This is a genomic window from Flavicella sp. (assembly GCF_029238425.1).
In the GTDB taxonomy this organism is placed as follows: Bacteria; Bacteroidota; Bacteroidia; order Flavobacteriales; family Flavobacteriaceae; genus Flavicella.
The window spans coordinates 12,817-31,824 of the sequence record NZ_JAQWGB010000001.1; the positions used below are offsets into that span (position 1 = coordinate 12,817).

At 33.2% G+C, this 19,008-nt stretch carries 18 protein-coding genes; 14 read left to right on the plus strand and 4 right to left on the minus strand.

The genetic code is table 11. The features are described from left to right. Positions 1–127: 127 nt before the first annotated feature. The 10 genes from P8H68_RS00065 to P8H68_RS00110 all read left to right on the plus strand — a co-directional run bounded on the left by P8H68_RS00065 (position 128) and on the right by P8H68_RS00110 (position 11,106). On the plus strand, positions 128–1,459 hold the full coding sequence (locus P8H68_RS00065) for a PhoH family protein (RefSeq protein WP_300319979.1): 1,332 nt from the start codon (positions 128–130) through the stop codon (positions 1,457–1,459). Between the two features lie 216 nt (positions 1,460–1,675). Further along, positions 1,676–2,794 carry a DNA polymerase III subunit beta gene (dnaN, locus tag P8H68_RS00070; RefSeq protein WP_300319982.1) on the plus strand — a complete coding sequence of 373 codons (1,119 nt, stop codon included), beginning with the start codon at positions 1,676–1,678 and terminating at the stop codon, positions 2,792–2,794. 113 nt (positions 2,795–2,907) lie between these two features. Continuing rightward, the gene (locus P8H68_RS00075; protein WP_300319985.1) at positions 2,908–3,699 is read left to right on the plus strand and encodes a hypothetical protein; all 792 of its coding nucleotides are present in this window, start codon (positions 2,908–2,910) and stop codon (positions 3,697–3,699) included. A gap of 55 nt (positions 3,700–3,754) precedes the next feature. Beyond that, positions 3,755–4,366: an acyl carrier protein phosphodiesterase gene (locus tag P8H68_RS00080; RefSeq protein WP_300319987.1), complete on the plus strand. Its 612-nt coding sequence runs from the start codon at positions 3,755–3,757 to the stop codon at positions 4,364–4,366. A 99-nt stretch (positions 4,367–4,465) separates the two neighbouring features. After that, the gene (locus P8H68_RS00085) at positions 4,466–5,548 is read left to right on the plus strand and encodes an AI-2E family transporter (RefSeq protein WP_300319990.1); all 1,083 of its coding nucleotides are present in this window, start codon (positions 4,466–4,468) and stop codon (positions 5,546–5,548) included. A gap of 15 nt (positions 5,549–5,563) precedes the next feature. Beyond that, on the plus strand, positions 5,564–6,742 hold the full coding sequence (locus tag P8H68_RS00090; protein ID WP_300319993.1) for a class I SAM-dependent methyltransferase: 1,179 nt from the start codon (positions 5,564–5,566) through the stop codon (positions 6,740–6,742). Positions 6,743–6,939: 197 nt separating this feature from the next. Further along, the gene (locus P8H68_RS00095) at positions 6,940–7,494 is read left to right on the plus strand and encodes an acyl-CoA thioesterase (RefSeq protein WP_300319996.1); all 555 of its coding nucleotides are present in this window, start codon (positions 6,940–6,942) and stop codon (positions 7,492–7,494) included. Positions 7,495–7,620: 126 nt separating this feature from the next. Continuing rightward, a complete protein-coding gene (gene fdhD, locus P8H68_RS00100) occupies positions 7,621–8,412 on the plus strand; it encodes a formate dehydrogenase accessory sulfurtransferase FdhD (protein ID WP_300319999.1) in 792 nt (263 codons plus the stop codon). Positions 8,413–8,419: 7 nt separating this feature from the next. After that, the gene (locus P8H68_RS00105; protein ID WP_300320001.1) at positions 8,420–10,717 is read left to right on the plus strand and encodes an FdhF/YdeP family oxidoreductase; all 2,298 of its coding nucleotides are present in this window, start codon (positions 8,420–8,422) and stop codon (positions 10,715–10,717) included. After that, positions 10,714–11,106: a glyoxalase gene (locus P8H68_RS00110; protein ID WP_300320003.1), complete on the plus strand. Its 393-nt coding sequence runs from the start codon at positions 10,714–10,716 to the stop codon at positions 11,104–11,106. The genes P8H68_RS00105 and P8H68_RS00110 overlap by 4 nt, the downstream gene beginning before the upstream one ends. Before the next feature lie 4 nt (positions 11,107–11,110). Here P8H68_RS00110 and P8H68_RS00115 read toward each other — a convergent pair whose 3' ends face one another. Further along, positions 11,111–11,887 (minus strand): carbohydrate-binding family 9-like protein, encoded by a 777-nt coding sequence (locus tag P8H68_RS00115; RefSeq protein WP_300320005.1) that lies wholly within the window; start codon positions 11,885–11,887, stop codon positions 11,111–11,113. Between the two features lie 201 nt (positions 11,888–12,088). On the opposite strand from P8H68_RS00115, the gene P8H68_RS00120 reads away from it, so the two are divergent. Together P8H68_RS00120 and P8H68_RS00125 are read left to right on the plus strand one after the other, a co-directional pair. Continuing rightward, positions 12,089–13,336 (plus strand): acyloxyacyl hydrolase, encoded by a 1,248-nt coding sequence (locus tag P8H68_RS00120; protein ID WP_300320008.1) that lies wholly within the window; start codon positions 12,089–12,091, stop codon positions 13,334–13,336. A 253-nt stretch (positions 13,337–13,589) separates the two neighbouring features. Beyond that, on the plus strand, positions 13,590–14,648 hold the full coding sequence (locus tag P8H68_RS00125) for an acyloxyacyl hydrolase (RefSeq protein WP_300320010.1): 1,059 nt from the start codon (positions 13,590–13,592) through the stop codon (positions 14,646–14,648). Between the two features lie 39 nt (positions 14,649–14,687). Here P8H68_RS00125 and P8H68_RS00130 read toward each other — a convergent pair whose 3' ends face one another. The 3 genes from P8H68_RS00130 to kduI are packed head-to-tail and all read right to left on the minus strand — an operon-like array spanning position 14,688 to position 17,513. After that, on the minus strand, positions 14,688–15,860 hold the full coding sequence (locus tag P8H68_RS00130) for a DUF4861 family protein (RefSeq protein ID WP_300320013.1): 1,173 nt from the start codon (positions 15,858–15,860) through the stop codon (positions 14,688–14,690). 10 nt (positions 15,861–15,870) lie between these two features. After that, the gene (locus tag P8H68_RS00135; RefSeq protein WP_300320015.1) at positions 15,871–16,665 is read right to left on the minus strand and encodes a gluconate 5-dehydrogenase; all 795 of its coding nucleotides are present in this window, start codon (positions 16,663–16,665) and stop codon (positions 15,871–15,873) included. Between the two features lie 5 nt (positions 16,666–16,670). Further along, the gene (gene kduI / locus P8H68_RS00140) at positions 16,671–17,513 is read right to left on the minus strand and encodes a 5-dehydro-4-deoxy-D-glucuronate isomerase (protein WP_300320016.1); all 843 of its coding nucleotides are present in this window, start codon (positions 17,511–17,513) and stop codon (positions 16,671–16,673) included. A 133-nt stretch (positions 17,514–17,646) separates the two neighbouring features. Here kduI and P8H68_RS00145 point away from each other — a divergent pair, with 133 nt between their 5' ends. Then, a complete protein-coding gene (locus P8H68_RS00145) occupies positions 17,647–18,672 on the plus strand; it encodes a LacI family DNA-binding transcriptional regulator (RefSeq protein ID WP_300320018.1) in 1,026 nt (341 codons plus the stop codon). Between the two features lie 4 nt (positions 18,673–18,676). Beyond that, on the plus strand, positions 18,677–19,008 hold a 332-nt coding region (locus P8H68_RS00150; RefSeq protein ID WP_300320020.1), incomplete at its 3' end, for a two-component regulator propeller domain-containing protein.

Here is a 19,008-nt window from a genome sequence, read left to right on the forward strand (position 1 = left end):
CTGAAAATCAAATAGTTCTTTCTCAGGCCTATAAGTTATTAACAATAAAGTCTAATAACTTATTTTCTCTTGGCCTTTGGTCATACATAAACATTGCTATATTTAGAAAGAAAATACGAATCGATATATGACTAAAACCAACACTACTAAGATCTTTGTATTGGACACTTCAGTACTTTTGTTCGATCACAATGCCGTAAATAATTTTCAAGACAATAATGTAATTATCCCAATTACAGTTTTAGAAGAATTAGACAACTTTAAAATAGGAAATGAAACAAAAAACTTTGAGGCAAGGGCCATTATTCGATTTTTAGATAAAATGTCTGATAACGGTGGACTTAACAATTGGATTCCTTTAGGAAAAAACAGAGGAAATTTAAAAATTGCCATGGTTACCTCTGAGCTTGAAATTGATGCCGAAACTGTTTATGGAGCAAAAAAGAATGACCATAAAATCATCAATGCCGCTTTAGAGGCCAAACAAAACTATCCTAAAGCCCCTGTTACACTTGTAACCAAAGACATTAATTTACGCATCAAGGCGAAAGCAATTGGTTTGGCTGCGGAGGATTATCTTACAGGTAAAGTAAAAAATATCAAAAATATTTTTGAAGGGGTTGCCGATTTAGATAATATTGACCCCACTTTTATCAAAAATCTATACAACCATAGTAAAATTGATGAAGATGGAGTTTTAAAAGATTCTAAATCTGCCAATGGATACTATATCCTAAACAAATCATCTGATTCTGTGTTGGCAAGATACAATGCCAAAACAAAACAAGTTGAACGTGTAGAAAAAACCTATGCATACGGTATCAAGCCTAAAAATGCAGAGCAAACTTTTGCTTTAGATGCCTTACTAAATGAAGATATTAAATTAATTGCTCTGCAAGGAGTTGCCGGTACCGGAAAAACTTTGTTAGCACTAGCTTCTGCTCTAGAACAAAAAAACAGGTTTGATCAAATCATATTATCTAGACCTATCATACCATTGAGTAATAGAGACATTGGTTTTTTACCAGGGGGTGCTGATGAAAAAATATCACCATATATGCAACCGCTTTGGGATAATTTAAAATTTATCAAATCTCAGTTTAGAGAAAACGAACGCAAAAGAAAAGTTATTGAAGATATGGAGTCTAGTGGCTATTTATCATTGACCGCTTTAGCCTTTATTCGTGGTAGAAGTTTGAGTAATGTGATATTTATTATTGACGAAGCTCAAAACTTAACGCCCCATGAAATAAAAACAATCATCACAAGAGCTGGTGAAGGAACAAAAATTATTTTTACGGGAGATATCAATCAAATTGATACGCCTTATATGGATGAACAAAGTAATGGACTTTCTTACCTAATTGACAAGCTTAAAGGACAAGATTTATTTGCACATATCAAACTTGAAAAAGGAGAACGTTCCGAACTTGCGAATCTTGCAAACAAACTTCTATAGGAACAAAATCATACTAGCAATTTTACCCAGAAAGAAAAAGGCAAATGTTTTTAACAATTGCCTTTTTTTTGTTCAAAACATTTCTTTGCATACGTATCTAATTATGATATATTTGCTAGGCATCATTATGTGCTGTTTAAATTTAGAAATGAATTTTCTATACCAAACCACATGATGATTATAACCTACACAACGACAGAATAAAACATACTGAAAATGAAATTTATAGCATCAAGTTCACAATTATTAAAACAGCTTCAAATATTAGGTGGCGTTATCAATAACAACAACACTTTGCCTATTTTAGATAATTTTTTGTTCGAATTGAAACAAAATGAATTGACAATTTCTGCTTCTGATTTAGAAACTACCATCACTTCAACCATTGATGTAGAATCAGAATCAAATGGAAGTGTTGCTATTTCTGCTCGTTTGTTGCTAGATACCTTAAAAACATTCCCTAATCAGCCGTTGACGTTTAAAACGGAAGACAACAATACAATTGAAATTAGCTCTGAGCAAGGGAAATACGATATGGCTTATTTTAGCGGAGAAGAATTCCCTAAAACCATTTCTTTAGACAGTCCTAGTTCAACGGTAATTCCTGCTGCTATATTAGGTTCCGCTATTTCTAAAACTATCTTTGCTACTGGAAATGATGATTTAAGACCTGTAATGAGCGGTGTGTTTTTTCAGTTTAGCTCAGACAATTTAACTTTTGTAGCAACAGATGCTCACAAGTTGGTAAAATATACAAGAACAGACATCGTGGCCAATGAGGCTGCAGAGTTTATCATGCCTAAGAAACCTTTAAATCTTTTAAAAGGAATTTTAGGAACAAATGATACCGATGTTACTATTGAATACAACAATACAAACGCAAAATTCGTATTTGACAATATTGTATTGATCTGTCGTTTAATTGATGGAAAATACCCTAACTATGATGCGGTAATTCCAAAAGAAAACCCAAATAAATTAACTGTTGATAGAGCTTCTTTCTTGAACTCTACAAAACGTGTTTCTATTTTCTCTAGCAAAACAACACACCAGATTCGTTTGAAAATGGCGGGTACTGAGTTAAATATTTCTGCAGAAGATATCGATTATGCAAACAAAGCAGATGAAAGATTAAACTGTGACTATCAAGGAGACGATATGCAAATTGGATTCAATTCTCGTTTCTTAACAGAAATGCTAAGTAACTTGACTTCAGAAGAAGTTTTGATTGAAATGTCCTTACCTAATAGAGCTGGAATTTTAACTCCAGTGGATGGAAATGATGATGGAGAACAAATTACAATGCTGGTAATGCCAGTAATGCTGAATAGCTAAGAATAAATAAAATTGAAGAAGAATCCCATTGACATTAGTTGATGGGATTTTTTTATTCCTTGAAATTAAAGAATAAAATTAATCTGTATATTTATTTTTCAAACTCTCAAACTATGAAAAGCCTAATTCTTGCTATACTAACTTTAGTAAGCATACAATTAACCGCTCAAACCTCTGAAGAAGAGGAAAAAGCTGCTTTGGCAAAAGCTACACAGAACCCTGTAGCGGCAATGTACAGTTTGCCTTTTCAAAACAATACTACTTTTGGGAATGCTCCTTTCAACAGGTCTCAAAACGTTTTAAACATCCAACCTGTTATCCCTGTTCAATTAACTAAAGACATCAACCTAATCAACAGAGTTATTCTTCCTGTAATCACACAACCTTCTCCTATTTTAGATGAAAGTTCTACTGGTACTGGTGACACTAATTATTCTGCTTGGCTTTCTCCTGCCAAAGCAGGAAAAATAATTTATGGTATTGGACCTGCTATGCAACTCCCTACTGCTTCAAGCAATAATTTTGGAAGTGGTGAATTCGGAATTGGCCCATCATTAGTAGCGCTTACTATAATCGATAAATGGGTCGCAGGAATTGTCACCAATAATATCTGGACTTTTGGTGATGTCTCAGAGAACAAATTTTTGTTTCAATATTTTGTCAACTATAATTTACCCAAAGCCTGGTATTTGGTTTCAGGACCTATCATTACGGCGAATTGGAATGCAACTAGCGGACAAACTTGGACAGTGCCCTTTGGTGGTGGTTTTGGTAAAGTATTTAAAATTGGTAAAAGACCTGTAAATTTTAATGCACATATTTACCATAACACTGTACGTCCTGACGGATATGGTGAGTGGTCAACTAGGTTTCAATTGCAGTTTTTATTCCCAGTTAAAAAATAATATTTTGTTTTGTTTGAAAACCTGATACGGCAAACATTTATCGTATATTTCAAACATGAACTTTCTTGCACATTTATTTTTAGCGGAAAACCCCGAGGGGAAAATCGGAAACTTTATAGCCGACGCTATCAAAGGATCTAACTTCACTCATTTGCCACTTGGAGTACAAAGAGGAATTGTGCATCACAGAGCTATTGATACTTTTACGGATTCTCATGATATTGTAAAACAGAGTAAAAGAAGACTACATGATAGATATGGTCATTTTAAAGGTGTTATTATTGATATTTTATACGACCACTTTTTAGCTAAAAACTGGCATCATTATTCCCCTACAAAACTGGATATATTTGCAGAAAACACTTACAACTTACTACAAGAAAACCTTACAATTTTACCAGATAGAACCCAATATCTTTTACCCTATATGAGAGAACAAAATTGGTTGTATAACTACCATAGCATTGAGGGAATTTCTCAAATTCTATGGGGTATGAACAAAAGAACAAAAGGCATTTCTCAAATGGATTTAGCCAAAGAAGACCTAGTGCTCCATTACGCAGTTTTCCAAGATGATTTTAATGCATTCTTTGAGGAACTTAGAAACTTTTCTGTTTCCTATATCCAACAAAAGCAAGCGGATTTAGTTTTAACAAAATTGAAATGACCTGTTTTTTTGAAGTTGCATTTTAATAGAATTTCACTAATATTGTAGCCTTGGCAGTTTATGTATATATTTGATAAACTGAATTGAAAACAAAAAGCTATGGATGCAAAAACGCTTTCTAATGGAATCATTAGAGCCTTATTAGTTATAGCAGGTACTATTTTATTTTTATGGTTTCTGTTAACGGTACAATCGGTAATTATTTATTTAGTAATTGCTGCGGTAATTAGCCTTATTTCAAGGCCTTTTATGCGTTTTTTTAAGCATAAACTCAAGATGCCTAATACAGTTGCCGTTGTTATAACAATGTCGTTTTTCCTAATTATTGTACTAGGACTTATTGGCATGTTTATTCCTCTTGTATTAAAACAAGGAGAAAATTTATCGCTTTTAAATACAGCCGAATTTAAATCTACCGTCGAACAAATTTTTCAAAAAGTAAATGTTTTTTTCTTGAACAAAGGAATTGATGTATTTGACGAATTGAAAAACTTTGACTTATTGGCTCAAATGAAAAGCATCCCAGATATTTTCACCACCATTATTGGAGGTATTGGTTCCTTGGCTATGGGTCTGTTTTCTGTATTATTCATCACCTTTTTTCTTTTGAAAGACAGCAAAATAGTACATAATAGCTTATTTGCTTTTATTGCTGATTCTCATGAGGTAAGAGTTGAAAAATCATTAAATATTATCAAAGAATTATTGTCTAGATATTTTCTTGGATTGGTATTCCAAATTACCATTTTGTTTATCATCTATACTTCTGTTCTATTAATTTTCGGAATTGAAAATGCAGTTGTAATCGCATTTATATGTGCCTTATTAAACCTTATTCCATACATCGGCCCGTTAATTGGTGGTGCCTTGATGTTTATCTTAACCATTACAGAAAACTTAGACCTAAACTTTCAGCATGAAACTTTACCAATTACCATGTATGTAATGACAGGGTATTTGATTGCACAATTGATTGACAATTTTTTCAGTCAGCCGATTATATTCTCCAAAAGTGTAAAATCACATCCTTTGGAAATATTTTTAGTAATCGTTATTGGTGGACTTATGTTTGGTATTGTAGGAATGATCGTTGCAGTACCTACCTACACAGCTATCAAAGTAATTTTGAAAGAATTTTTGTCCGAAAATAAAATTGTAATGTCTCTTACAAAGGACTTATAATAAAGTACGATTCAAGTGAATAAAAATATAATTTCTAAGGAGATCCAAGATTTTATCAATCAAAATTTAAAATCTGATATCAATAAACTCATCCTAAAAGGAAGTCCCTTTGAGGATATTACTATTCAGGAATTAGCACAGCAAATAGAAGGCAAAAAAAAAGCGTTCAAAAAACTTCCACTTTGGTTTAAAACTGAAGGTATTTATTTTCCTCCAAAATTAAATTTAGAGCAGACTTCCTCAGAAACTACCGCTCAATATAAAGCAGGACTTGTTTCTGGTAATTCCTTAATCGATCTTACAGGAGGATTTGGAATTGACTGCACTTATTTTTCTAAAGTTTTTCAAGAGGTACATCATTGTGAAATGAATGAAGAATTATCGGATATTGTTAGCTACAACAATAAAATATTTAATTTTAAAAACATACATACCCATAAAGGGAATAGTTTAGAAATTTTAAAAAAACTAAACACCAAACATGATTGTATTTATGTGGATCCTTCAAGAAGACATGATGTAAAAGGAAAAGTTTTTCTGTTGAATGATTGCGTTCCCAATATTCCTAAAAATTTAGATTTTTTATTCGAATTCACAGATAAAATACTTGTCAAAAACTCACCTATTCTAGATATTACAAGTACCATCAATGAATTAAATTTTGTGAAAGAAGTTCATATCATAGCCGTACAAAATGAGGTTAAGGAGTTTCTGATTTTATTAGAAAAAAAATATTCAGGTGCTATAAAAATTAGCACTAAAAACATCTTAAAGGAATCTCAACAGGATTTTTCTTTTGAATACAACTCTAGCGCAAATTCTATCTATGGAAATCCTGAGAATTTTCTCTACGAACCAAACGCTGCTATTTTAAAATCAGGAGCTTTTCATAATATAACGGAAAGCTATCCAATAAAAAAATTACAACAACATACCCATTTATATACTTCGGAAAAGTTAGTTGAAAATTTCCCTGGAAGAATTTTTAAAATAAATGATATTCTTAATTATGATAAGAAAAAACTAATAAAATCCTTTCCTGAAAAAAAAGCGAATATCACTATTAGAAATTTCCCTGAAACAGTTGCTAAAATCAGGAAAAAAATAAAATTCAAAGAAGGTGGAGATACCTATTTATTTTTCGCGACGAATCAAGAGAACAAAAAAATTGTAATTTCTTGTAGTAAGGCATAAGGCATTATTTTTTGAAAATTATTCAACAAAACCAAAAACATTAGTTAGAATATTACAATAAAACAGGTTTAAAAATCTATTTAAGTAAATATTTCATAATTATTTTTTTCATAGTCATGAAAATTTATCACTTTTCTATAAAACAAAACAACAATTATATATAATACGTATTTTTGCAACTAATTAAACAATTAGTTATGTCAGCAATAGTAAAAACATCAAAGGAGTCATCTGTTACCATTACAGAATTAATGCTTCCATCTAATTCCAATTTCAGTGGAAAAATTCATGGAGGATACATCCTAAATTTAATGGATCAAATTGCTTTTGCTTGTAGCTCAAAATACTCAGGTAAATACTGTGTTACCGCTTCTATCAACACCGTAGATTTTTTAAATCCAGTAGAAGTTGGAGAATTATTGACTTTAAAGGCTAGAGTAAATTATGTGGGTAGAACTTCTATGACTGTTGGAATTAGAGTCACTTCAGAAAATATTCACACTGGAGAAATAAAACACTGTAACTCTTCCTATTTTTTAATGGTTGCCAAAAATGAAGATGGTAGCAATGCCGAGGTTCCAAAGCTAAAATTGACGAGTAAAGAAGGAGTCAGAAGATTTATCCGTTCTTTGGATAGATTGAATATGAAACGTCAAAGAAAACAGAACTTCCACAAAGATGAATTTTCTTATGAGGAGTACCAAGAAGAAATAAAAAAACACAATGTAATTATAGAATTACAAGACAAATAGAAAAAAAGGATAGTTTTAAAACTATCCTTTTTTGTTATTACCCAAAGCTGACTTTTATCACAATATGGTCAAAATACAGTCTACATACAACTTCTAAATTGTGTAATTTTACCAAAAAGGTAATTTATGCAAACATCTGTTTATAGGAGTCTAAAAAAGCAAGCTGAACAAGCCATAGAAATTGACGACTATTTGGTTGTTGAAGCTCCTATAGAGATACAGATCAACTCAAAACCGTTTACTATGGTAATGAGAACCCCTGGAAACGACCCGCATTTACTGAGAGGTTTGTTATATGCTGAAGACATTTACAAGGGTCAAAATCCACTGAAAATTATAAGTTCAAAAACGGATAAAAACGGGTTTACAAAAGTCAATTTAGAAATCAATGAAGCCGAACTTGGAAGCGCATATCTAAACAAACGCTCTCTGTTATCAGTTTCATCCTGTGGGATTTGTGGCAAACAAGAACTGCATGATATTTCTCATCAAAACAAACCACTAAAAAACCCCTCTCAACTTAATTTTGATCGCATTCCTGAATTGTTTGAAATCATGAGATCCAAACAACACACCTTTGAACTTACCGGAGGATCACATGCTGCAGTTCTATTTGATCAAAATCATGATTTTTTATGTATCCATGAAGACATTGGTAGACACAATGCAGTTGATAAGTGTATTGGGGATTTATTAAATTCAAATCGTCTAAAACAGGCTTCTTTTATGCTTGTAAGTGGTAGAGTTTCCTATGAAATTATCTCCAAAGCCTTTTTTGCAAAAATAAATACAATCGTTGCTGTATCTGCCTGCTCTTCTTTAGCAGTTGATTATGCCAAAGAATTTGGAATTTGCCTTATTGGTTTTTCTAGACAAGGAAAATCTACGGTGTATTCCAATCCTTCAAATATTTTATAACAATTCCATGACACAAAAAAAGACAAACGCCCAAGCTCCAGAAAAATTAACGGGAATTGAACTAACCGAAGTACCGAAAGTATCGGTTGGGCCTAAAGCCATTAAATCAGCTTTGACACATATCAACACTGAAGTCGGAATGATCAAAGGAATTGGTTTGTTGTCTAAAATAAATCAGAAAAATGGATTCGACTGCCCAGGTTGTGCGTGGCCAGATCCGGACGAAAAAAGGGCATTCTTGGCTGAGTATTGTGAAAATGGAGCAAAGGCTATTGCTGAAGAAGCTACCAAAAATCGAGTTTCTCCAATGTTCTTTGCAACCCATTCCATAGATGAATTAGCGGCTTTAACGGATTATGAATTGGGTAAAAAAGGGAGAGTTACACACCCCATGTTTTTGAAAGAAGGTGGCACACATTATGAAGCCATTGAATGGAACCAAGCTTTTGAACTTATTGGAAAATCCTTGCAAAGTCTAAATTCTCCGGATGAAGCTATTTTTTATACTTCCGGAAGAACCAGTAATGAAGCAGCATACCTGTATCAACTATTTGTAAGACAGTATGGAACTAATAATCTACCTGATTGTTCTAATATGTGCCATGAATCCAGTGGTGCTGCATTATCAGAAACCCTTGGAATAGGAAAGGGATCTGTGACACTAGATGATTTCAATCATGCCGATTTGGTGATTGTTATTGGTCAAAACCCAGGCACTAATCACCCTAGGATGTTGGCAGCATTAGAAGGAACAAAAAAGAATGGAGGGAAAATAATAAGCATCAACCCTCTTAAAGAAGTCGGTTTGGTAAACTTTAAAGATCCACAAAAACCTTGGACTTGGTTAGGTAAAGGAACGGAATTGACAGATTTATTTTTACAAGTTACCATCAACGGTGATGTGGCTTTATTAAAAGCGATCTTGTTTCTTCTAAACGAGAAAGAAACTAAAAACCGAGGAACTGTCTTTGATCGTGATTTTATAGAAAATAACACCCAAGGATATGAAGTTTTTATAAAAGACCTAGAAACGCAAAACTTAGAGCAACTCATCCTTCAATCAGGTATTTCTAAGGAGCAAATAATAGAAGCCACAGAAATGATTGCTTCCAATAAAAATATAATCATTTGTTGGGCCATGGGACTTACCCAACATAAAAATGGAGTAGATAATATTAGAGAGGTAGTCAATCTTTTATTATTAAAAGGATCTATCGGTAAAAAAGGTGCCGGAACTTGTCCGGTCCGAGGGCACTCGAATGTTCAAGGTGATAGAACTATGGGCATCTGGGAAAAACCGCAACCAGAATTTCTTAAAAAACTTGAAAACGAATTTCACTTTTCGGCTCCTAAACACCATGGTTTTGATGTCGTAGAAGCTATTGAAGCGATGCATAAAAAGAAAGCTAAATTCTTTTTAGGAATGGGTGGGAATTTTATTTCAGCAACTCCTGATACCGAATTCACTGCAGAGGCATTGAGAAATTGTGAGCTCACTGTTCAAATCTCAACAAAAATAAATAGAAGTCATTTAATTCATGGTAAAGAGGCATTGATTCTTCCTTGTTTAGGGAGATCTGAAAAAGATTTTCAAGCTTCTGGAGAACAATTTGTCACAGTCGAAAATTCGATGGGTGTTGTTTCTCAATCAACCGGTCATCTATCTCCTTTATCAGATCAATTAAAAAGTGAAACTGCTATTGTATCAGGTATAGCAAAAGCAACTCTATTAAACTCCAATACCGATTGGGAAGAATTTGCTAGTGATTACGACTTAATTCGTGATAAAATAGAAAAAACCATTCCTGGATTTGATAATTTCAATGAAAGGGTAAGAAAACCTGATGGCTTTTACTTACCAAACAATGCTAGAGAAAACAATTATTCAAAAACAAAAACTGGAAAAGCTAATTTTTCTATCAATCAAGTTTCTGATATTACAACAGATGAAAATCAGTTTTTAATGATGACCATCAGAACGCATGATCAATACAATACTACAATCTATGGACTTGATGACAGATATAGAGGAATCCTTAATGAACGACGTGTCGTATTGATGAACGCTCTAGACATGGAAGCAATGAACATAAAACAAAAGGATTTAGTAACTTTGACGAGTCATTTTAATGGTGAAGAACGACAAGCTCATAAATTTTTGGCAATTGCTTATGACATTCCAAGAAAATGTACGGCGACTTACTTCCCAGAAACAAATGTTTTAGTACCCATACAGAGCAAAGCTCGAATCAGCAACACACCTGCTTCGAAAACAGTTGTAATCTCTATAAAAAAAGAAGCATGAATCAAGATAGAAATGCCTTAGTTTTAAAACTTAGACCTGAAATTAAAAAAGCAAAAATCACAGAAACTACCTTAAACGTTGAGGCGTTCCAAAACACTACATTGCGCCCGATTATTAAATTTCAACATGCTGTTCTTTTTTTAATTTTAAAGAAATATATAACAGATGTTCATTTTGACTTACAAGCAAATTCTGTTGAAAAAACCACTAATTTTATAACCAAGGCCTTACAATCAAACACACAACTTAATTTACAGATAACCCATAATGTTACTGCTTTTTTTACACCAGATGAGTTTGAGTTTTATGCAGAAAACTCAAAAGAAATTCATAAAAGAATCATTCAAATTTGTAAAGAACGATACCTCACAAATTTAAACGCTTTGTAGGATTTTATTTTTCGCTTGCAAATTCAAGTACACCAAAACGTGCTGAATTGTGCACATCCTCTAAATCACTTATAGGAAATAGGGTACTTACCACTCTCCTCTCTCCTTCCACTTCATTTCTTCCTTGTCGCAAAACTTGAAAAGTCCATTTTGCCCCAAATTCAGCCGGGTGATACCAATCCATTCCCCAAAATGAGACCAATGGAATCGCCATCTCCATAGTCCAACCTTTATCAATATCAGAATTATCATTGATGGTACCATCCACAACGACAGCTCTTTCAAAATCCGGGTTGAACCCTTTAATGACTCCTTTTTGACCTTTGTAATAATCTTCTATATATACAATATCATTAGAAGTCTTGTATAAATTGACTTCAAAAGCAAAATGTGTTTTATTAGCAATTGGCGTTGGAGTTATAAAAATCTCAGCACAATCATCCATATAAGGCTGACCATCTTGCTCTGTTGCTCTAGCCGTAATAAATTTATCTTCTGCCTCATAGAACAAATATAAATTTTCATCATCCCATAACATTCTAAACTTTGTGTTTTGGCGATCAGAATCTTTTTTTATCTCATAAAAATTATCCAAGCTGACAACTACCGCATCCGCCCAAGCTTTTTCGTCCATTTTACCATCAACAACAATTTTCTCAGAACTCTTCAGCATTTTGTAATCAGTTAATTCTGCTTTTGAAATTTTAGCACTTTCTGTTTTGCACGAAAATAATATCCCTGACAATAATATACAGGTTACAGCTTGTTTGTAGATATTCATATATAATTTTTTAAAAGGTAAATATAGCGCATTTTAAGAATCTAAGACAATTCAATTTATTCTAGTTTGAGATTTAAGACAATAAAACAATTAAGTAACATAGTTACCAATGGTCATAAATATAAATAATTCTTATCTCTAATTTTACTACAAATTTTCATACTTTTGAAAAAAAAATTAACACAATTTAACATTACAACTATGAAAGTTTTTGAAACCAAAAGCTCAACACATTTCAGAAAGAAAAGTTTGGTTAAAACAGCTATTCTAAGCATTTTATTTGCTGCATTAACTAGTCAAACAAATTTTGCTCAAGAGAAAAAAGAATTAGTCAAATTTGAGGATGTAAAAGACATAGAAAACTACGGGAATTATAAATTCTTTGAAGTAATAGGTCATGGGGGAAGTCACTTTTATTCAGGTCAAACCTTAGAAGATGCCCTTGCAAATGGATACGGAGCCTTGGAGCTTAGGTTGGGATGGAAAAATTCTGATCCAGAACATTGGAGTAATAAGTATTACAATTCCATGAGTTATGGTGTTGGTTTTTATACTGGATTTATTGGAGACCCTGCTGTTTTAGGGAATCCAAATGCCTTGTATGCCTTTGCCGATTTTCCAATAGGAAGACAAACAGCGGACAAAAAAACAATTTGGAAATTTAGTCCAGCTCTAGGATTAACTTACAACTTAGTACCATACAACCCTTCGGAAAACCCTACAAACGATGCTATTGGAGCAAGTTTTGCAGTCTATATTAGTTTTGCAGGAAAAGGAGAAACAGCGCTGACTAGAGATATGGATATTACTTATGGTATAGACTTTACACACTTTAGTAATGGTCGTTCTTTTATGCCTAACTATGGTTTGAATATGGTTGGATTTAATACTGGATTGAAATACCATTTCAATTCAGCTCAGAAAAAAATATCAAGAGATCCATATTCAACACAACAATTACAGGCTAGATACAAAAGATCTCCTAGCGTCCCTGTTGAAAAAGATCCAAGCAATCAATTCAACATCCTTACTTCTATTGGAACCGTTCAAAATGGCTTTGACGAAAACCAAAATGGAGGAGATCCTGATAACCGATACTTAACGTTTTCTGGATATATTGAATACAATCACTCTTTCGACAGAATGCATGGTTTCAGCGTAGGTATCGATTATTTTTATGATCAAAGTCTAGTTATTACAACTCCACACGAGCTATATATGCTTGGTTACCACGTAGGATATGACTATACTTTTTGGAGATTCACTATAAAAACTCAATTAGGAGGATATTTCGGTGATGATAAAGGAAAAGGAATCCTTTGGGCCAGGCCAGGTGTTCAATATAAAATCAATAATTGGTTGAGTGGACATGTTGCATTAAAAACAAGAAGAGGTTTTGCCGCAGACTGGGCAGAATTTGGTGTCGTGTTCCATCCTTTTAAATGGTAGAAAAAAACATAAACAAACAATTCATTTATGATAAAAGGACATATATTTAGTATATGTCCTTTTTTTTTTATTTGCTCATAAACAATCTTATATTTGAGTAAAAGGTTAATAATTGCTAAAAAGAAAACTTTACATACCTAAGGTCACCTTCTTTATTCTAATATTCTGTTTCGGAACAATTCACAAAATAGAATCACAAGAACGAAGAAACAATACAAATTTCGTCTCTGATAACAAGGGTACTTATAGATATATGAGTTTTAAAACTCATCTTGGAACTCACTTTTATACTGGAAAAAGTTTAGACGATGAACTAAAGGGGGGCTATAAATCCATTGAATTTAGATATGCTTGGCAAAACAGAAATCCTGAACATTGGACAAACAAATATTATAATGGTGTCAGTTATGGCCTAGGTATTTATACGGCCTATATAGGAACTCCAGGTGTAGTGGGTACACCAACCGCTCTATTTAGTTTTATAAATTTCCCTCATAAAAATCTTAGTAAAAGAACAAGAATTATTACCGATGGTGCCCTAGGTGTACTTTATGATTCCAATTATTATCATGCTACTAAAAACCCAAAAAACGATGCTATTGGTAGTCCATTTTCAATATATGTAAATATTGGATTAGGTTTTGAATCCATTTTAACCAGAAATGTAGATTTAATATATGGTCTGGATTATACTCATTTTAGCAATGGCCGCTTAACGGTACCAAACTATGGTTTAAATATGCTAGGTGTAAATCTTGGGTTAAAATACCACTACAACAGAGATGCGAAATACAATGATCCCTATATCTCTCAAGAAAGATTTAAAAGATATCCAAGTTTAGCTGCTCCGAAAGATATCAAACAACGTATCAATATTTTAACAGCTTTCGGAACCGTTCAAAATGGCTTTCAAGAAACCGTTAATGAAAGTCTTGAAACCGACAGATTCTATACTTTCTCTGGCTATATCGAATACCAACTAAATTTTAACGTAAAACACGGTTTAGATGCTGGATTGGATTTGTTTTATGATGGTAGTCTTGCCAATATTTATACAGAAACTAAAGACAGGTATCTTTATGCGTATCATTTTGGATACAACTACACTTTTGGGAAAATGCTTTTAAAACTAGATTTAGGAGGTTATATGGGGCCCAATGGTAGTAAAGGAAAGGAAGACTTATGGACAAGAGCTGCCCTACAATATAGGTTGTTTGATTGGTTCGGGTTTCATTTAGGACTCAAAACCAAACAAGGATTTAGTGCAGATTGGGCAGAGTTTGGGCTGATATTCCAACCCTTTAAATGGTAAAACTCCCCAATAAAATTATTGAGGAGTTCTAAAAATGTGCTATTTCACTGAAATTAGCAAAGGGGTATTTATTTCTTTGGAAAAACGATCCAAATAAGCCTCCCAGCTTTCTTTTGTAGGATATTGTTCACTTTTTTCCCATGCAAAACCAGCATAATAAGTTACTTGATTATTGCTAACTTTTAACTCAGCATAGGCATTACTTAAGTCTTTTTCTTCTACATCATAATTCTCAGACCCAGAAAATGTTTTGGCATCTGCAACAATTGCAGTCCCAAGTTCAGAATCTGCATGTGGCTGCCAATACGTAACCCATCCGTTCCCTGAAGATACTTTTCCGTCCTTTTCATGAAGTGTCAGACCTGCATAAATTTCTTTAGTTCCAGAAACACTCATTTCAAATTTTGAAAGATTATTTCCTAAATCCAACGTAATAATTTTACTTTCAGTAATGGTCTTTGAACCAGCAGTCCAATTTTCATACTCCAGATAAAAACTTGTTCTTAAAGGTCCAGTTGTTATGGTTTTCCATTTCACATAGTTTTTTGAATAGTAGAATTCACCATTATTTCTAATTGCAATTCCTCCTACACCTCTACTCACACCAACATGAAAATTATCCAATCCCTCACCGGTATCTTTATGATAACTACCTGTTTTGTCTATCAAAGTTTCTTTGTACCATTTGTTGATTACAGGATACTCCACACGCTTCAACCAGGCATCAACACCACTTGATAAGGTACCGCCTTTTTGACCAGTTTCCTTTAACATCTGTGCATTAGGTCCATATACACGAAAGGCAACTTTATCATTCTCCCAAGTATAATCACCTGTTCTTTCAGGAACAAACCTAGAAAAACATAAGTCATCAGCTTTCGGTTTTTCAGAAGATGAAATTTTCACTACATGAAATTCCACTTCAGAATTTGCACCAATTTTTGGTTGAAACAACAATTGATCCATAACACCATCTCCATCTTGATCTACCAATTGAGTTAGCATGAATTCATTCGTTGCAACATTTTTCACACCAATAGTAGCATCTAATGTTTTTAATCCTAAAAAAGAAATATTAAGTTCCACAACTTCGTTAGACCTTGCATGGTTCAACGTGTTCTTTACCACAATTGTTTTGTACTGTTTGCTACTAGAGCAAGCAGTAAACAAAACAACCATTAGTAAAAAATAAACAGTTTTGATTATTTTCATTGTTTGCATATTAATCTTCATTTGCTGGTTTTCCTATAGTTGCAAGAATTCCTCCATCAACATAAACTACCTGTCCATTAACAAAATTACTAGCGTTAGAAGCTAAAAAGATAGCTGCACCTTGTAAATCATCCGGATCTCCCCATACTCCAGCAGGAGTTCTTCCAACAATAAAATCATTAAAAGGATGTCCATCAACTCTAATAGGTTCCGTTTGGCTCGTTGCAAAATAACCCGGCCCAATTCCATTCGTTTGAATATTAAATTTGGCCCATTCAGTTGCCATATTTTGAGTCAACATTTTAAGTCCACCTTTAGCCGCTGCATAAGCACCTACAGAGTTTCTACCAAGTTCACTCATCATAGAACAGATATTTATGATTTTACCTGCTTTACGAGCAATCATCCCTTTAACAACATATTTTGAAACAATAAAAGGAGAAACTAAATCCACTTTAATTACTTGTTCAAAATCCGCTGTTTCCATTTCTGCAAGCGGAGTTCTTTTTATGATTCCTGCATTATTTACAAGAATATCAATCGCACCCACTTCAGATTCAATTGCTTCGATATTAGATTTTACCGCAGCCTCATCTGTGACATCAAATAAGTATCCAAATACATTTAATCCTGCCTTTTTATAACTCGCAACTGCCTTGTCTAATTTTTCCTGAGAAGAATTTCCAGTAACAACAATCGTTGCTCCTGCATTTCCTAATCCAGTAGCCATAGCCATTCCTAATCCGTGCGTAGCTCCAGTAATTAAAGCTACTTTTCCTGTTAAATCAAATAAATTAACTGACATATTTCTTATCTTAAATCTGTTATTTTACAAACATCCATATCTCCATAATCTAAGTTTTCACCGGCCATACCCCAAATAAATGTATAATTACTTGTACCTGCCCCTGAGTGAATTGACCAAGGAGGTGAAATAACAGCTTCGTTTTCTGCCATCCAAATATGTCTTGTTTCATTAGTTTCCCCCATAAAATGACAAACTGCCTGATCTTGAGGAATCTCAAAATAAAAGTAAACCTCCATTCTTCTATCATGTACATGTGCTGGCATTGTATTCCAAGCAGAACCTGATTTGATTTCAGTCATTCCCATTTGTAATTGACAAGTATCCACAATACTATTCACGATTAATTTTCTAAGGGTACGTGCATTTACCGTTTCTACAGATCCTAATTCTACTACTTCAGCATCGTCTCTTCCCACTTTTTTATTTGGGAAAGATTTATGAGCTGGTGTAGAGTTTAAATAAAATTTTGCTGGATTTGAAGCGTCTTTACTAGAAAACACAACTGATTTTGCACCTCTACCAATATATAAAGCTTCTTTAAAATCAACATCAAAAACCTCACCATCAACAGAAATACTTCCTGCACCACCAATATTTATAGCCCCTAACTCTCTTCTTTCTAAGAAAAAACTAGACTTTAATGGATCTATCGACTCTAGCTCTAATGATTTTGAAACCGGTACCGCTCCTCCTACGATATATCTATCATAATGTGAATAAACCAACTTCACGTTGTCATCCGTTAGTAAATCTTGCACAAGAAATTCATCTCTCAACTCATTTGTATCCATGCCCTTAACTTCTCTTGGAGAAGCTGCATAACGTACTTCAAATTTTTCTTCCATGGTATTATCGAAATTATTTTATTAATATTTTTTTGTAAAAGTAGTAAAATAATTCAAAAATACAATCGATTGTATTTTTGTTTTTTAATTTTATATATTTGTCACTATAAACTTATCATAAGTATCCCCTTCTATGTCTAAAGGAAATAAAATAACGATTCACGATATTTCTAAAGCTCTCAATATTGACAGTTCCACTGTTTCCCGGGCATTGAATAATAGCCCGCGAGTCTCTGTTAAAACTCGTGAGAAGATTCAGAAAAAAGCGACTGAACTCGGTTATCAAAGAAATAGCTTGGCTTCCAACTTAAGAACCAATAGAACAAATACAATCGGAGTTATTATTCCAAGAATTGCCAGACATTTTTTTGCTACCGTTATTGCTGGAATTGAAGAAACAGCATATGAAGAAGGTTATAATGTGGTCATTTGTCAATCTTTGGAAAGTTTGGATAGAGAGATTAAAATAATGAATTCTCTTGCCTCTAATAGAGTCGATGGTATTCTTATCTCTACTTCCATGGAAACTTCGAAATTTGATCATATAAAATCGTATATTGATAATAACAATCCTGTTGTTTTTATTGATAGACCTTCTGAAGCGTTTCCTGAATGTTCAAATATCAGTATTGATAACTTTAAGGCGAGTTATGATGCCACCAAATTATTAATTGAAAAGGGAAGAAAACACATAGCGCATTTTTCTGGGCCACAGAATATTGGGCTGTACCAAGAAAGAAAAAAAGGATATATGAGCGCTCTTCAAGAACATAATATTTCAATAAATAAAAATTATATTTTTGAATCGATACTTTCTGAAGAGGATGGAATTTCTTGTGCAAAGAAACTTTTAAAATATCCAGAAATTGATGGCTTATACTCGGCAAATGATACTGCTGCCATTAGTGCGATCCAGTATTTAAAAACCAAAGGAATTCAAATACCGAAACAGATAGCAGTAATTGGTTTCAATAACGATCCTATCTCTGAGGTGATTGAGCCTTCCTTGACTACTATACACCAGCCTGGTTTTGAAATGGGTAAACTAGCTACGGAGATGTTAGTACATCAGATAAAAAATAAATCAGACAAAGGAATTCATCATTCAAAGATTTTAGTTCCTGAGTTAATCATTAGAAAATCCTCTGAAAACGAATAATTTTATGAAATTACTGAAACTATTTTCCTTATTTCTCTTGTTACATTTTACAATCCTTGTAAATGCACAGATTACGGATCATCATTTCAATAATTTAAAATTCAAACATTACACAACTACACAGGGCTTGTCTCAAGGATCTGTTATTGATATACATCAGGACAAAACAGGTTATATTTGGTTCGGTACGCGAGAAGGATTGAATAAATTTGATGGTACTAAATTCAAGACATTTCGTCATAACTCAGAAGAGAGTGAAAGCTTATCAGATAGTTGGGTTACCTGCATTTTTCAAGATTCGAAAGAAAATTTATGGGTCGGAACTAAAAAAGGTCT

What these genes read in the sequence shown, in the direction of transcription:
- P8H68_RS00065 (WP_300319979.1), top strand. Translation starts at nt 128, where the DNA reads ATGACTAAAACCAACACTACTAAGATCTTTGTATTGGACACTTCAGTA.
- dnaN (WP_300319982.1), top strand. Translation starts at nt 1,676, where the DNA reads ATGAAATTTATAGCATCAAGTTCACAATTATTAAAACAGCTTCAAATA.
- P8H68_RS00075 (WP_300319985.1), top strand. Translation starts at nt 2,908, where the DNA reads ATGAAAAGCCTAATTCTTGCTATACTAACTTTAGTAAGCATACAATTA.
- P8H68_RS00080 (WP_300319987.1), top strand. Translation starts at nt 3,755, where the DNA reads ATGAACTTTCTTGCACATTTATTTTTAGCGGAAAACCCCGAGGGGAAA.
- P8H68_RS00085 (WP_300319990.1), top strand. Translation starts at nt 4,466, where the DNA reads ATGGATGCAAAAACGCTTTCTAATGGAATCATTAGAGCCTTATTAGTT.
- P8H68_RS00095 (WP_300319996.1), top strand. Translation starts at nt 6,940, where the DNA reads ATGTCAGCAATAGTAAAAACATCAAAGGAGTCATCTGTTACCATTACA.
- fdhD (WP_300319999.1), top strand. Translation starts at nt 7,621, where the DNA reads ATGCAAACATCTGTTTATAGGAGTCTAAAAAAGCAAGCTGAACAAGCC.
- P8H68_RS00105 (WP_300320001.1), top strand. Translation starts at nt 8,420, where the DNA reads ATGACACAAAAAAAGACAAACGCCCAAGCTCCAGAAAAATTAACGGGA.
- P8H68_RS00110 (WP_300320003.1), top strand. Translation starts at nt 10,714, where the DNA reads ATGAATCAAGATAGAAATGCCTTAGTTTTAAAACTTAGACCTGAAATT.
- P8H68_RS00115 (WP_300320005.1), bottom strand. Translation starts at nt 11,887, where the DNA reads ATGAATATCTACAAACAAGCTGTAACCTGTATATTATTGTCAGGGATA.
- P8H68_RS00120 (WP_300320008.1), top strand. Translation starts at nt 12,089, where the DNA reads ATGAAAGTTTTTGAAACCAAAAGCTCAACACATTTCAGAAAGAAAAGT.
- P8H68_RS00125 (WP_300320010.1), top strand. Translation starts at nt 13,590, where the DNA reads ATGAGTTTTAAAACTCATCTTGGAACTCACTTTTATACTGGAAAAAGT.
- P8H68_RS00130 (WP_300320013.1), bottom strand. Translation starts at nt 15,860, where the DNA reads ATGAAAATAATCAAAACTGTTTATTTTTTACTAATGGTTGTTTTGTTT.
- P8H68_RS00135 (WP_300320015.1), bottom strand. Translation starts at nt 16,665, where the DNA reads ATGTCAGTTAATTTATTTGATTTAACAGGAAAAGTAGCTTTAATTACT.
- kduI (WP_300320016.1), bottom strand. Translation starts at nt 17,513, where the DNA reads ATGGAAGAAAAATTTGAAGTACGTTATGCAGCTTCTCCAAGAGAAGTT.
- P8H68_RS00145 (WP_300320018.1), top strand. Translation starts at nt 17,647, where the DNA reads ATGTCTAAAGGAAATAAAATAACGATTCACGATATTTCTAAAGCTCTC.